Genomic DNA, 14,981 nt, shown 5'->3' on the forward strand with positions numbered 1-14,981 from the left:
GGATTTCTTCGTTTCGCTACAACTAGAGTGTTGATTTCTAAGCCTCCAGAGTTTTAAGAAGGAGGCTTATTTTTTATTCATGCGGTCGTTGAATAATCTTTTCTAGAACCCGCCGCTTCGCTTTGGGGTCAATGCCGATCAGGCGAACATACTCACCCCTGTGTTCACCTAAGCTTTCTGCTAAAGTAATGATTGCTTCTGATGCTTCATTACCTTGGAACGAAGTACCACTTTGCCAAGCATTAGTGCGGACTCGACGCTCATTGGCGTACTCGATACTAAGTCGGTAACCTTGAGCCAAAAGCTCACGAATTTGCTCTTGGGTTTCTAGATCTAATGGAATACTCGGTACCTGTTTACTGCTGTTACTAGAATCGCTAAAGCCATTAGAAGCGCTAGTACTTGTTGACTCGTCCCCTAAATTATTAGAAGCGATCGCATTCCCATTTTCCGGCTTTTTCGGGGCAGGACGGCTGGAAGCTGCTGGTTCTTGAGGAGTTACCCGCAATCCTAGACCTTGATTGTACTCCCTGACTAGTCGCATATCCTCTATCTGCTTCTGTTCACCAGTCAACAGATTGCCAAACTCGATTAAGCGAGGTAGTTGAAAATTTGGCTTAGGAAACTTTGGGGGTTCTTCCGCACTATTTACTATTCGTGAGGAGACTCTGTCGATTCCAATCTTGTGAATGAACTCACGGATTTGTTCATCGTAAACACGCGATCGCAACGCACTAAAAAAATCAATCGCTTGATTCGAGAACGTCTCAACTAACTGTTCGATCTGGTTGCGAGGTAGTCCATCTTCAGAAAAGATCCCTTCAACAACACCGATTTTGTCTTCTCGATTAGGTTCCCAGAAGAACTTCTCCATCCGACCATCCCGAATTAATGGGGCATACAGTGTAGAAAAGTCATTCCCGGTGACAATAATTGGCACACGAGGGAGAGGTGTTGAGTCGTAACTGCCTGGGAGTTGTACATCTGTCGGGTTATCGGCAATGTTCATCAAGGTGCCGTTCACCAACTGAGTATTGACCGTATATTGAGTGCCTTGATCGAAGCGCCCAGCCCCAGCATCTAAATCATTAATCATCAGTACAGCCATCTTGCCTCGTACCTTGATCAATTCCGCTGCTTCCCGATAGCGTAGACGAATCAAACGTGCCGGGTCACCAGCATCTGGGCTTTCGAGTTCACCTGCTGACATATGAACGGCTTCAACACCCATGCGCTCGAATACTAGTTCACACTGAAAAGACTTTCCCTCTCCTTTGCGACCATGAACGCCAAGAATGAGAGGAACTCTTACTCCAGGGAGGTTTAGATAATTTTTAGTGATGTGAACGGCGAGTTTATCCAGGAAGCGGGGAGAAATGTAATAGCTCATTAAAGTAGACGTAATTTTTGCATCGCCAACACTTAATCATACATAAGCGTTCGCAATGGAGTATCAGCGACCTGGGCAACTGAGAACGGCTATGTCTGAAGGAATATTTTTCAAGCAAGAAGCGATCGCGTCCTAAGTGCTTGCTATGTCATTTATGGAGTTTTGCAATGTACTTAATCTCTTGCATTCCAGCTTCTCCACCAAGGAGTTGGGTTGAGATCTGTAGCTGTAGACCTCTTTGTGAGTAATATTGCTCAACTTAGCTGCTCAACGCTTTGCGATCGCCGCTAATATTAGACTAAAGTAAACAAGTGTAAAGAAAATCTTACTTTTACCTGCTCCCTGGTTTAAAGCCTCCTTTGGTGTCCACGCTGAAAACTTGGATAAAAACTCACAATGCAGCATCTTTTTCCAAAACGAATACTGGTATCTCTAGCAGCGTTTTTCCTTGCCCTCTCGGTTTGGGCGATCGCGCCTGTAGCACAAGCCTACGACAACCCCGATCTCTTGCCTAATATTCAAACACCAGTAATTGACTTAGCAAACTTCCTCCCAACGCTTCAGGAACAAGCACTTATTAAAGATTTAGAAAATTTTGAGGCGGAAACTGGCTGGAAATTGCGAGTTTTGACTCAGTATGACCGCACACCGGGTCGAGCCGTCAAAGATTTCTGGGGACTCAACGATAAAAGTGTGCTACTCATCGCTGACTCACGAGGCGGTAATCTGCTTGGGTTTAATGTGGGGGATGCCCTTTATCCATTCCTTCCACGCACGTTCTGGGTTGAGTTGCAGACGCGCTTCGGCAATCTCTACTATGTCCGTGACAATGGTGAAAACCAATCAATTGTTGACTCCCTACAGACAATTAAGACCTGTCTGCGTCAAGGGGGCTGTAGGGTTGTCCCTGGTTTGCCCAGGGAACAGTGGATTCTCACCCTTATTACTTCAACCTTGGGTGGTGTAATTTGCGGGTTTGCTGCTATCCCCCGTAAAGAAGGACAAGTCTTTGCTTGGCAATGGGCATTAATTTTCTCACCTCTGTGGGGTATTCTGTTTATTGCTTTTGGGATTGGGCCTGTCATTACACGAACCTCGGATTGGTTACCGCTATTTCGTAACGTTATCGGCTTTGTCCTTGGGGCATTAGTCGCTTACTTATCACCGATTATTAATCAATCCTCCACATCTGAAACCTAAACCGTCGAATACAGTAGATAATTAATTGTTGGTGGCGTCTAGCTTTTTGCGAGAGCTTCACAGCTAGATGCCTTTAGCCCTATGTGAGACAAACCCTTAAAAAAACTCAGAATAATTAACACTATTTGTATAGTGAATTACAGTAAAATAACCAACCTTCTCACACAAGGGCTTAAAAACAGCAAATCAGATTGGGATTGAAAAAGTCATGGAATGGCATGCAACGGATGCCCAAAGTTTGGCAATTATTGACCGAGAAATGGGCGAGCACGTCTTTTCACCAGCAGAATATGAGATTGTGCGCCGAGTGATTTATGCAACTGCTGACTTTGAATATCAGTCTCTAATTCGTTTTTCTGAGCGAGCTTTACAAGCGGGAGCAGCAGCGCTAGCGGCTCGTAGCACGATTGTGGTTGATGTCCCAATGGTACAAGTTGGCATTACTCCCCATATCCAAAACACCTTTGCCAATCCCGTGTATTGCAGCATGGAAGCGCTAACGCGACCTCAAAAAGAAAAGACACGAGCGGCTTGGGGTATACAAACGTTAGCCAGACGCTACCCGGAAGGGATTTTTGTTGTTGGTCAGGCTCAGACGGCGCTGACAGCACTAGTTGAGTTAATCGAGGCGGAGGAAATTCGACCAGCCTTGGTCATTGGCACACCTTCGGGATTTGTTGAAGTGGATGTTGCCAAAGATCGACTGAAAGACTCGTTTATTCCCCATATTCGGATTGAAGGTCGTAAGGGTAGCGCAGTGGTTGCGGCGGCAATTGTCAACGGTATAGTAGATTTGGCTTGGCAAGCCTATGGTCAGGACACTAATGGTGTTAGCTGACAGGACTGGTTATTAATAAGGATTGGGGCAATTAGAGAGAAAGCTCTAGGAGATTCTGGGAGAACCTTTGCAGCAACCACACAGCGTGATGGTAGAGGTAGCCGATTAGGTTGGCTGATTGACCCAGATGAACGATCTGTGCTGGTATACCCACTAGGACAACAACCGGAACTGTTGCGAGAACCCAAAGACGTGCTACCTGTCCCAGACCTTTTGGCAGGTTGGCAAGTCACTGTGGGAGATTTGTTTGGCTGGTTGAGGTTAGGAGGCGATTCTTTTACATAGATGCTACGCGATCGCTAACTAACTGAGTGCCAAAATCCTAATGCTCTTAACGAATCCGACGCTTAGTCTTGGCGGCACGTTTTTTCGGAGAAGTCGCCTCTCTAGATTCGCCCAACTGACGGCTAACCTGATCAAAAACATCTCGTTGCACATAAGGATAGTCACTAACCCAGAGATTGAGGCTAGGGATATAGACATCAGATGTCTTAGCGATGCGTCCTAGGTCAGATTGATTGGACATCACTAGCATTTCAGCAATTTGACCAGGAGCAATCCCTTTATGAGTACGACGCAGCGGCACTTGTAGCTGGGTTTCAAATCCTGTCTCATCACCCACATCTAAGTTGAGGCGTCGCTCTCGATTCTCAACAATCAATAATTCGCCTCGATTATTGACATTTTCCTCGGTACCAATCAACTCTTCTGTTACAAAAACATCCAAGACTTCACCACGCCAGAAGCCGCTATATTTGTAGCGTCGTATCTCAAGGTTACGCCTGGTTGCCCAGTAGATCGGTGCCCACAGCCAGTAAAGTGCAGCGATGATACCGAGTAACAAGCGTACAGGATTGAAACCTTCTCCAAGTGCCAGTCCCAAAATTAGAACAACGACGACTGCTATCACAGAAATCAGCAGTCGTTTTATAAAAACTGGGAATTTTCCCCAACAGTAGGCGTATTGAGGCCCTGTCGCAAGGATAGGAATGACTTGTTCAAACTTCTGGCGTGTGATGGGAACTAACATAGTTGTTGTTTGTTGTTTGTTGTTTGTTGTTGGGGATTTGCTAAAAACAAATAACCAACAACGAGTTAGAGGATTTTTTCTAATCCGTAGAGAAGGGATTTAAGCTGGGTGACTTTACGAATTGCCAGCAGTACTCCTGGCATATAGCAGGAGCGATCTGTAGTATCGTGACGTAGAGTGTAGATTTGACCAGGCGCACCGAAGATGACTTCCTGGTGAGCGATAAGACCTGGTAAGCGGACGCTGTGGATACGAATATTGTCATCCGCAACACTGCCCCTTGCCCCTGCTAATTTTTCGGTTTCTTTAACAACAGCCTGATTGTAAGTTTTTCCCAGTCCTGATAGCTGTTGAGCCGTTTGGATGGCAGTGCCGCTAGGGGCATCGGCTTTTTGATTGTGGTGCAGCTCAATAATTTCAACGTGGTCAAAGTATTGAGAGGCTTGAACGGCTGCCTGCTGAAGCAACACCATACCAATGGAGAAGTTGGGAATAATCAAGGCACCCGTGCTGGCTTTTTCGGCAAAGTCTGCGAGTTCTTGAATTTGCTCTGAACTGAGTCCTGTCGTGCCAACAACAGGTCGAACGCCATATGCGATCGCACTCCGCACATTTTCATAAACACCGCTGGGGTGAGTAAAATCTACCATGACACCCTGCACTTTTTCCTGGGTCGCCATTACTAGTGTCGCTTGCAAGTCATTCAAGATGGGAATCTCAACAGGACCACACCCAGCGACTTCACCCGCATCTTGACCCAGGTAATTTGGGTTACGGTCAATAGCACCCAGCAAGGTCATATCTTCGGCTTCGGTAACAGCCTTAATGACCTCACGACCCATTTTGCCACCAGCACCATTAACCACGACTGGGATGGGAGATTGATTAGACATAATTCCAGGATATCCTTGGGAACGATCAAGCGAATTTTAGACTAAGACGTGGGAACGAAGCGAGTTGGCTGAAAAACAATGCTTTACATGAAGTTGTTGACAGTTGACTGCCTCCATTTCACAGGACAAGGTTACCTTTAACTTATACGGCTTGGTAATAGCTCATCTTGAGTACTGACTGGAAAACTTAGATACAGTTGCAGTACAGTGAAATTTAGGCGAAAAAATGTTTGTGGAGAACAGCACTTTTGGAACGATTTGAGGTAGCTGAAACTGTACCCCTCCCTGTGGCATCAGTTTGGAAAGCCCATGAAGATGTGCAGCTTTTGGAGCGTGTTGCTCCACCTTTTCCCCTAGTCCGGCTTAAAGAATCGAACATTGTTTGTACTCTGGGCACTCAATTTACAGTGCGAGTCGAGTTGTTCGGCATTGGGATTGACTGGCAAGCCAAAATTACTCATTGGGACCCCCCAGTTTGTTTCGTAGACGAACAAGTCAGTGGTCCTTTCCGCATCTGGGAGCATACTCATCAGTTTATGGCAATTACCTCCGAATCAACCCGCATCGTTGATTCGGTGAGATTTGAACTCAATCCCCTAGTGGATGGTACATTGATTCGCCTAGGGTTGGAGACAATGTTTAAGCTGCGGATGCAAAACCTTAAGCAGATGCTTGTAGATCGCTAAGTAAGTTAAAAGTCAAGGGCACTACTTAAGCTGGGAGACCTCCTCCTTAGCCGAACCTAAGAGTTCCGCTTCGCTAACGCGCCCAAAAGTCAAAAAGGGAAAAGTACTGGTAGCAAGACTGCAAGGCTTTTCCCTGTATGTAGATTAAATGCTGTCTTTGAGTCTTTGAGTATCTAATAAACGCAAATAGGACAGACACTTCTGTCTGCCCTCTTAATTCTTAACAGATCGTACAAAAATAACTCCGTTGATATACGTACTGCTCCTCTGTTGGGCGCACTAGTCTTCCCAAAACTAGTGACCCCGGAACCAATGACTTCTTTCCAAGAGGAGTTTAAACAGAAGGACGATTTTTATACGATGACTGTCTCTCGCTCTCGGTTCTTATTTTTGACCAGTAGCCTCTTCCAGCTTCTCCTGGATTATTCCCTCAACCGACTCAGCGCCTGTATTTGAGGGTCGCTTCATCTTATTGATATCAGCAGCTCCCTGAACCTCATTGAGTCCCTCATTAGACTTTCTCATGACTTCTTCGCCTGAAAGCAGATCTTGCGAGCGGTTAACAGTTTTTTGTCCTCCCGCTTCAATACCCCTTAGTTGCGCCTCACCCTCAGTGGGGCTGGTCGGTGTAGCCGCAGCGTTATCAGAGGCAAATGGGTTGGGTATATTAGGCAGACTGTATGCCGGTAGTGCATTAGAGAACAATATCAACGCGCAGGCACAGCTAGCTACAAAAAGGCGAAAAGAATGCCATAGAGCAGATAGGTTAACGGTGACAAATTTCATACAAAGCTTCTCCTATTTTGGCTATTTTTGCTACAATTCGGGTCGTTGAACCGTTGCAACAAGTCAGATATTAAACTACTTTATCCATTTAGCCAAATCTTTAATCTTAGCAAATCTACACCTAGACAGATCTAGATTCAAAGTTTTCAAAACTTAATGCGCGTCACATTGTTAGGCAGCGCTTGTCAACATTAAGGATGAAAAGTGGGTTTGAGGGATGTAGCTATCTAGCTATGCCATGCTGAGGGACATCAACTCCTCTGCCATCTCGAAGTTCGTTGTGACATTTTGCACATCGTCAAGGTCTTCTAGAGCATCTATCAATTTCAAAAGCGATCGCGCTAAGTCTGGGTCAGTCACTTCTACTGTATTCCCCGGAATCCAACGAAGTTCAACATCACGCACCTGAAATCCTTTTTCCTTTAATGTGTGATTGAGAGTTTCCAGGTTACTAATTTCTATAAAAACTTCAGCCGTTTCAGCATCCATTTGGACATCTTCTGCTCCCCCTTCTAACGAGGCTTCCAACAACTGGTCTTCTGCGACAGTCCCGTCGAGAGAAACAACACCCTTTTGCTCGAACATCCAAGAGACGCAGCCAGTTTCACCAAGATTACCACCATTTTTCGTAAAGGCTCGGCGAAGATCAGCGGCGGTACGATTGCGATTATCAGTGAATGCTTCAATCAGAATTGCAACACCAGCCGGACCATAGCCTTCATAGCGAATCTCTTCAAAATTGTCGCCATCACTACCAAATTGTCCAGAACCTTTGGCGATCGCACGTTCTATATTCTCATTCGGAATCCCTGCCGCTTTTGCTTTGTCAATAGCTGTGCGTAACTGGAAGTTTCCTTCTGGGTCGGGAACCCCTGTTCGGGCTGCAACAATAATCTGCCGAGAGAGTTTTGCAAAGGTCTTACCCTTAACAGCATCGACCCTGGCTTTTTGGCGCTTAATGTTCGCCCATTTACTGTGTCCTGCCATAGCTTCAAAAACGATTATTGACTGTCTTCCTAAGGAGTACAACTGGATTTAAATCCAGTTAATTTTGTTTAAAGTTGCACCAAAATACCTAGTTTACAAGTTAATTTCATGCCTTCCTACAACTCTATCCAAAAGCATCTTGGGAGGTTCAGCCATAGATGCACCCTAACAAACCCACTCACCTTGCCTCAGGCAAATTATTTTCTAGATAGAATTCAAGTCTCATTAGCCAATGGGTAGTGGTAGACGCTTATCAGCAGTTAACAATTGCCTGAAATCTTCAGCCGGAACGGGACGACTAAATAAATAACCTTGCATTCCATCACACTGATGTTGACGAACAAAAGAAAGTTCTGCTTCGGTCTCTACACCCTCAGCAACCAATTTGAGATTTAGGCTTTTTGCCATAGCAATGATTGCTCTGGTAATCGCCGCATTGTTGGGATTCTCTGTAATATTTCGGATAAAGCATCGATCAATTTTGAGAATATCAAACGGAAATTGTTGCAAATAGCTTAACGAAGAGTAGCCTGTTCCAAAATCATCAATAGCAATTTCTACACCTAACGACTTTAATGCATTTAGCCGTCGAATTGCTACCTCAGTATTTTGTACGAGCATACTTTCGGTGAGTTCTAACTCAATGAACTTCGGGTCAAGACCTGTATCCATTAAAATCTCGACTAATTGTCGTCGCAAGTCTATTTGACTAAATTGACGGCTTGATAGATTGACCGCTATTCGTAAAGAAGGAAATCCCTCATCTTGCCACGCTTTAGTTTGCTTACAAGCTGTACGCAACACCCATTCCCCAATCGGCACAATTAAACCTGTTTCCTCAGCAAGCGGCACAAACTTATCCGGTGAAACTATTCCTCGTTCTGGATGCTGCCAGCGGACAAGCGCTTCTGCACCAACGATTTGCCCGGTTTGGAGGTTCAATTGGGGTTGGTAGTAGACTCGGAGTTCTTCTCGTTCTAGGGCATGACGCAGACTACTCTGCAAGGCGAGACGGTCTGAGGAGCCAATGTTAAAGGCAGCGCTGTAAAGCTGATATTGATCGCCCCCGTGCTGCTTTGCCTGAGTCATCGCTGTATTAGCCGCCGCCAGCAACTGTTCAATTTCCGCCCCATCATGGGGATAAAGGGCAATGCCGATGCTAGCGGTGATAAAGATTTCTTGACCAGCTAGAACGTAGGTATGGGAGAGTTTCTCTAAAATAGTTTGGGCAATATTGCCAGCCTCTTTTTTGTGATCGACATTGGCAAGGATAATGGCAAATTGATCAGTATTTAAGCGAGCAACTGTATCCTTGCCAACACAAGTAGTGAGGCGTTCGGCAACCGCTTTGAGCAACGAGTCACCAACGGTGTGCCCTAAGGGATCGATAATGTGATTGAATCGATCTAAACCCAAACATAAAACAGCTACGACTTTTTCAGTGTCAGTGTCTTGTGGTTGTACCTGCTTAAACCGCTCTCGTAGTGATAGTCGATTCGGTAGCTTTGTTAAGCTGTCATGGTGGATTAAGTAATTGAGCTGTGCTTTTGCTTCCTGGAGTTCAGTGTTGTAGTGTTCTTGCACCGCTGCTTGTTTTTTGAGACGAATTGCGATCGCTCCTAACAATTCCGCTCTGGTAAACGGCTTCGTAATATAATCATCCGCACCCAATTCCATCCCCTGACGAAAATCAGCTTTAGCCGCTTTTGCCGTCAACAGAATAAAGGGAGTTGTTGCCAAAACTGGGTCTTGACGTAACTTTGCCAAGACGCTATAACCATCCAGTTCAGGCATCATCACATCACACAAAATCAAATCAGGGCGAACTTCTTGAGCTAAATCAATGCCAATGCGCCCATTTTCTGCACCAATTACTTCAAACCCTTCAGCATCCAGGAGTTCAAGAATATTTTCCCGAACAAATTCTTCATCTTCAATTACTAGAATCGTTTTCATTAGTCGAGAACCATGTGTACAGTGGTAAATTTACAAGTCTGGCAACAGACTTTTGATGCTTATGAGTTATGATTTTGCTGCTTAAATTTCATCACTCATAATTCTGAATTCAACAGATTCTCCCAAGCTCTAAACAGGTAGTTTGACGGTAAAAGTAGTGCCTAACCCAACTTCACTTTCCACAGCAATTTGACCTTTGTGAAGATCCACACATTTTTTAACAATTGCTAGTCCCAAACCTGTTCCAGCAATTGTGCCGACATTAGTAGCGCGGTGGAAAGTTTCAAATAATAAGCCTTTGTCTTGGTTTGGAATACCGATACCTTGATCGCGTATTTGAAAAATCGCCTGGTTTTGATGATAGTAGAGTGTAAACTCAACACTCGTATTGCTAGGCGAATACTTCAGCGCATTGCTCAGCAAATTTTCTAAGATTTGCCGCAGCAGTTTTTCATCCAGGCAAGGGAGATTAGTGCGGAGGGGGAAGTAGGGCGCATCAAACATAGACTTGATAGCTTCGCTTGAGTTGTCTATTTCCTCACTCCCCATTCTTGATTCCCCATTTCCTACCTGAAAGGTAATTATGTGATGATTGGTGTCATTGAGTTGCAATTCTTCTACTAAATTGCTACAGAATTTTTCCAGATCCAGCGGAACCGGACTATACTCTAGTTTTCCCGCTTCTGCCTTACCAATGATCAAAATGTCATTCAATAGTTTGGTCATATGTTTGACCGATGTTTGAATGCGGTACAGGTGAATCTGTTTTTTTTCCTCTGACCATCTTTGGCTGTAACGTTCTATTAACTCGGCTGAAGATTGAATCGTCGTCAGCGGTGTACGAAACTCGTGAGATGTCATGGAGACAAAGCGAGATTTGAGTTCAGTCAGTTCCTTTTCCTTCTCCAGTGCCTTACGAATTTCTCCTTCTGCTTGCTTGCGTTGAATCATTAACCCTAATTCCGTCGAAGCCGAAATCAGTTCAATTAACTGTTGGTCTTCGTCTTGGGATTCAAACATATAAAAGACGAGGACAGCTAGCACACCATTAGTGGTAAGAAGTGGAATTCCCAGTCCCGCTTTGAGACCAGCTTCTCTCGCCATCTGGGTGCGGAGATAAATTTGCTCAGACTCGGCTGACACATCTCGTCGCCACTCTGGTTGTTGCGATACCCAAACTCGCCCTGGTAAACCAACGCCTGGGAGAAATGTCAACTTCTCGCTCAGGCTTCGGAACGACTCTAGATGCTTGCTATTGCTGTGCCAAGCAGGGCTACATTCAAGAACACTGCCATCAACTGTAGGAACCCAAGCTTCTCCAAAATCCCAGCCAGTGGCTTCACACACTTTCTGTAGGGCAACCTTTAGCGCCGCATGAAAGTCTTGAGACTCAAAAATCGCTTGCTTAATTGAGTGCAATAGACGAATCTCTTGCTCTGCCTGCCTACGCGCTGAGACATCTGTTGCCATGGAGATGACCAGTCGTCTACCATCAGCAAGCTGACCTAAGGAAGCGGAACTAAAATTCCAGATTTTGCTGCTACCTGTCTTAGTCGTAAGAGTGAATTCTCCCTCATGGACTTTGTGCTTCAGGTCATATAACTGGTTAATGCCAGCTTGCACGGTGTCGTTGTTTTTTCCAAGGGCTTTTTGAGTCCACTGCGTGATTGTGGGGATGTCCTCGTGGGTGTAGCCTGTCAAGTCAGTCCAGACTTCGTTGATTTGGAGAACTTCACCATCTTCGGCGTGAATCATGATTGGGAAGGGCGCATTGACTATAGCTCTACGGAAGCGTTCTTCGCTCTCCCGCAGTGCTTTCTCGATTCGCTTGCGCTCAACAATCTCAGCTCTCAACGTGTGGTTTGCTTCTCTTAGAGCAGCTGTGCGCTCGGCAACACGGAGTTCTAACGCATCATTGACTTGCTGGAGTGCGACTCTCCCTTGTACACGCTCGGTAATGTCCTGCACAATTACGGCAACTTCATCAACTCCGCTCTTAGCAATGCGAGCTTCAAAGTGGCAGTCTTTGCCATTGAGCCACAGTTGATACTCAATAATTTGAATTTTATTCGTTTCTAAAGCTAGCTCGATGTGGTGCCAAGCTAGTCCAGCTACATCAGTCGGCAAACAGTCATGTAAATGTTTTCCGATGACTTTATTAGCTGGCATCAGCAGAGCGTCTTCTTTAGCCACTTTGCACTCCAAATAGATGCCATCTCTACTCACTCGAAAGAGCAAATCTGGGACAGCATCTAGAAAGGCTTGGTTTCTTGCTTCGCTTGCTTTGAGTGCAGACTCAGTTTGCTGACGTGCGATGCACTCAGATTGATAGCGCTGTTCAAGCTCAACGAGGGTAAGCGCGATCGCACATTGATTAGCAATTGCTTCGACAAAGGCAATTTCTTGGGCTGCCCATTCTCGTGCCTGCTCATACTGATGCAGTATCACACTACCCATGTAAAACTGTCGGTATAACAACGGCACAATCAAAAGGCTAGTAATACCACTGTCCCTAGCTGCTTCTTGGATAACTGATGGAAGTAGTCGCTCAATTCCAGGCATTGCTACCGCAGTACCCTGAGCTAACCAAGATTGATAATACTGGCAAATATCACGACCTAGGCTGAAGAGGCGTTGCTCTGGTTCTGTGTAACAATTTTTACCAGGTCTATATCTAGCTTCTTGTTCAACTGTTACAACATTTAATACAGGTGTGGGTGTTGCCGTGGAGCTAGGCAGGTTTGTCGCTAGATCAGAGCGACTAAGCGAACCAAGAGTGGAAGCGGCTAGAGGTTGACATCGATCAGCTTGAACAATCAGACAACCACTTACCTGTAGCGTGTTATGCAATGCAACAGCAATGAAGTTTAGCACGTCCTCAAGAACCATCGTCCCGCGTGTGACTTGGGCAACTTGGTTACTTATTTCCGCTTGGATAGCTAAGAAATAAGGGTCACTCGTCCATTTGTCAGTGGTTGACTTGAGCGGTAGAGGGTCGGGTGAAAGAGGCATAACTTGCAACGGATTGAGAGTAAGACTGAATCAAGAAGCGATGTATCGGGTAACAACTGACCGATTGATCAATGTGTTGGACAGATAGAGCAAGGAAAAGGCTTACAGCACAAAAGAATTTTTCTTACCCTAGACATTGAACAACTCCTGAGAATTGCAATTGGCTTTATGGCAGTGCTTTTGCGATCGCATCCAGGAGTTCTGCCAAGGTAAATGGCTTGGTTATATAGGCGTCCGCTCCCAATTCCAGACCATGACTCAAATCTGTTTTGGCAGCTTTGGCAGTCAGAAACAAAAAAGGGATCGACGCTGTTGCGGGTTGGGAGCGCAACCCTGTAAGAACTCCGTATCCGTCCATTTCAGGCATTCGGACATCACACAAAATTAAATCAGGTAAGTGCTTTTGCGCTAAGTCAAGACCAATACGACCATTTTCTGCCGCGATTGCCTCAAACCCCTCGGCATCCAGCAGTTCCAATATATTTTCTCGGACGGTTTCCTCATCTTCGATTACTAATATCGTCTTCATTGGTTCCTTCACTTTGAAGTTGGCGGGGCTTGGTTAACCTGACTCTGGGCGGCACTACCCAGACTCACTTCACTCTTTACAGCAGTTTCACCTTGGTAACATCTACATAGTTTCGGCAATTGTGATGTTCTAGCAATTTAGAAGACAATCTATAAATTGTTGCATGGTCAAATTAACTAGCCCTCGTGGAAATTACGGGGTTGTGCGCTTTTTTTGATAACTTGTCATCAGTAAATTTACGGTTGTCTTATGTAGTAAGCTTTCTCGTTATGTGTATGAGATATGAGAAAACTACAGCGTTTGAAACACTGATGTGGAAGCTTTGGCGTTACGTCAGTCGATTTTTGCTCTCAGGTCTATGCCTTTTAATACTACAGGGATGTCAGTTCCAAGCACATCCTGATCAGACGGGTGTGATGCGGCTAACACTATGGCATGGCGTAAACCCGCCACCGAATCGTGATGTCTTGCAGGAGTTAGTGAATCAGTTTAATCGTGAGCATCCCAACATTCAGGTGGAATCGCTCTATATCGGGCAAGAAGACCAGCAAACGCCAAAGATTTTGGCAAGTGTAGTCGGAAATGCGCCACCTGATCTGTTGTGGTTCAATCCCACCCTGACTGGACGATTGGTGGAACTAGGTGCGATTCGTCCCTTGGACGATTTAGTCGCTGCCTCCCCAGTGCGCGATGAACTTGATCCAGCACTGCTGGAATCCATGCAGTTCCAGGAGCATATTTGGTCAGTGCCGTTTGGGACGAACAACGCAGGGATTTTCTATCGGCCATCTCTTTTCAAGGCGGCAGGGATTACCCAGGTACCGAGGACTTGGGAGGAGTTGCGACAGGTTGCTAAAACGCTGACTCGTGACACAAATGGTGATGGTCGAGTAGACCAATATGGGATGTTATTACCGTTGGGTAAGGGCGAGTGGACGGTTTTTATGTGGATGCCGTTTATGTGGAGTGCGGGTGGTGATTTAATCCCTCCCCAAGCGGCTTCCCGCTCGAAAAATGTGAACGTAGTGAATGAGGGCGCGATCGCAGCACTGCAATTTTGGCGTGATTTAGTTACGGATGGCTCAGCCACATTGTCTTTACCAGAACGAGGCTATGAAATGAATCGCTTCCTTGCAGGTAAGGTCGCAATGCAGTTATCCGGCCCTTGGACGTTATCTCAATTGCAGACAACAGGTGTGGATTTTAGCGTGTTCCCGATGCCATCTGGGGTACGACAAGTCGCGGTAACTGGAGGTGAGAATTTGTTTTTGTTTAAAACGAGTCCGGAACGAGAACGAGCAGCATTTACCTTTGCTGAGTATGTCATGGGGGAGGCGTTTCAGACGCAGTGGGCGATAGGAACGGGTTATCTGCCAGTTAATCTCAAAGCACGCGAAAGTGAGGAATATCAGGAATTTGTTGCCCAGCAACCAGTAGTCAAGGTGTTTCTTGAGCAAGCGGAATTTGCGCGATCGCGTCCGATATTCAGAGGGTACGCTCGGATTTCTGAAAAATTAGGTCGTGCGATCGAGTCAGTACTATTAGGCAAAAGCTCTCCTGTTGAGGCACTCAAGGACGCTCAGCGGCGGCTAGACTTAATTTTTCAGTAGTTTAGGACTTACGCATTGACAAAAAAAACAATATATGTGAAAACAGGAAAAGCTGATTCAGGGT

The 14,981-nt window shown here is 45.6% G+C and carries 12 protein-coding genes and 1 pseudogene; 5 read left to right on the forward strand and 8 right to left on the reverse strand.

What is annotated here, in order from left to right; translation table 11 throughout:
- Positions 1-73: 73 nt before the first annotated feature.
- On the reverse strand, positions 74-1,390 hold the full coding sequence (locus tag AC5JL3_RS06435) for a RuBisCO small subunit-like domain-containing protein (RefSeq protein ID WP_496073686.1): 1,317 nt from the start codon (positions 1,388-1,390) through the stop codon (positions 74-76).
- A 396-nt stretch (positions 1,391-1,786) separates the two neighbouring features.
- Here AC5JL3_RS06435 and AC5JL3_RS06440 point away from each other — a divergent pair, with 396 nt between their 5' ends.
- From AC5JL3_RS06440 to AC5JL3_RS06450, 3 genes are all read left to right on the forward strand, one after another.
- Positions 1,787-2,590 carry a TPM domain-containing protein gene (locus AC5JL3_RS06440; RefSeq protein WP_496073687.1) on the forward strand — a complete coding sequence of 268 codons (804 nt, stop codon included), beginning with the start codon at positions 1,787-1,789 and terminating at the stop codon, positions 2,588-2,590.
- A 208-nt stretch (positions 2,591-2,798) separates the two neighbouring features.
- A complete protein-coding gene (locus AC5JL3_RS06445; protein WP_496073688.1) occupies positions 2,799-3,428 on the forward strand; it encodes a precorrin-8X methylmutase in 630 nt (209 codons plus the stop codon).
- Positions 3,429-3,566: 138 nt separating this feature from the next.
- Positions 3,567-3,713 carry a hypothetical protein gene (locus AC5JL3_RS06450; RefSeq protein ID WP_496073689.1) on the forward strand — a complete coding sequence of 49 codons (147 nt, stop codon included), beginning with the start codon at positions 3,567-3,569 and terminating at the stop codon, positions 3,711-3,713.
- A gap of 46 nt (positions 3,714-3,759) precedes the next feature.
- Here the strand turns inward: AC5JL3_RS06450 and AC5JL3_RS06455 are convergent, their stop codons facing one another.
- Both AC5JL3_RS06455 and dapB read right to left on the reverse strand, forming a co-directional pair.
- Positions 3,760-4,458 (reverse strand): DUF8619 family protein, encoded by a 699-nt coding sequence (locus AC5JL3_RS06455; RefSeq protein WP_192220499.1) that lies wholly within the window; start codon positions 4,456-4,458, stop codon positions 3,760-3,762.
- 65 nt (positions 4,459-4,523) lie between these two features.
- Positions 4,524-5,351 carry a 4-hydroxy-tetrahydrodipicolinate reductase gene (gene dapB, locus AC5JL3_RS06460; protein ID WP_192220498.1) on the reverse strand — a complete coding sequence of 276 codons (828 nt, stop codon included), beginning with the start codon at positions 5,349-5,351 and terminating at the stop codon, positions 4,524-4,526.
- Positions 5,352-5,599: 248 nt separating this feature from the next.
- Between dapB and AC5JL3_RS06465 the strand changes: the two genes are divergently transcribed.
- A complete protein-coding gene (locus AC5JL3_RS06465) occupies positions 5,600-6,037 on the forward strand; it encodes an SRPBCC family protein (RefSeq protein ID WP_496073690.1) in 438 nt (145 codons plus the stop codon).
- A gap of 384 nt (positions 6,038-6,421) precedes the next feature.
- On the opposite strand, the gene AC5JL3_RS06470 is transcribed toward AC5JL3_RS06465, so the two are convergent.
- The 5 genes and pseudogenes from AC5JL3_RS06470 to AC5JL3_RS06490 all read right to left on the reverse strand — a co-directional run.
- Positions 6,422-6,823, reverse strand: coding sequence for a hypothetical protein (locus AC5JL3_RS06470; protein ID WP_496073691.1), 402 nt, complete (start codon positions 6,821-6,823; stop codon positions 6,422-6,424).
- A gap of 231 nt (positions 6,824-7,054) precedes the next feature.
- The gene (locus tag AC5JL3_RS06475) at positions 7,055-7,810 is read right to left on the reverse strand and encodes a YebC/PmpR family DNA-binding transcriptional regulator (protein ID WP_496073692.1); all 756 of its coding nucleotides are present in this window, start codon (positions 7,808-7,810) and stop codon (positions 7,055-7,057) included.
- A gap of 225 nt (positions 7,811-8,035) precedes the next feature.
- Complete coding sequence (locus tag AC5JL3_RS06480) at positions 8,036-9,766, reverse strand: putative bifunctional diguanylate cyclase/phosphodiesterase (RefSeq protein WP_496073693.1); 1,731 nt, start codon at positions 9,764-9,766, stop codon at positions 8,036-8,038.
- Between the two features lie 129 nt (positions 9,767-9,895).
- A complete protein-coding gene (locus tag AC5JL3_RS06485) occupies positions 9,896-12,778 on the reverse strand; it encodes an ATP-binding protein (RefSeq protein ID WP_496073694.1) in 2,883 nt (960 codons plus the stop codon).
- Between the two features lie 181 nt (positions 12,779-12,959).
- A pseudogene (locus AC5JL3_RS06490) lies at positions 12,960-13,307 on the reverse strand (response regulator transcription factor); the annotation flags it as partial.
- A gap of 275 nt (positions 13,308-13,582) precedes the next feature.
- On the opposite strand from AC5JL3_RS06490, the gene AC5JL3_RS06495 reads away from it, so the two are divergent.
- Positions 13,583-14,917: an ABC transporter substrate-binding protein gene (locus AC5JL3_RS06495; protein ID WP_496073695.1), complete on the forward strand. Its 1,335-nt coding sequence runs from the start codon at positions 13,583-13,585 to the stop codon at positions 14,915-14,917.
- Positions 14,918-14,981: the final 64 nt, after the last annotated feature.

The sequence above is a fragment of the Symplocastrum torsivum genome (assembly GCF_059505465.1).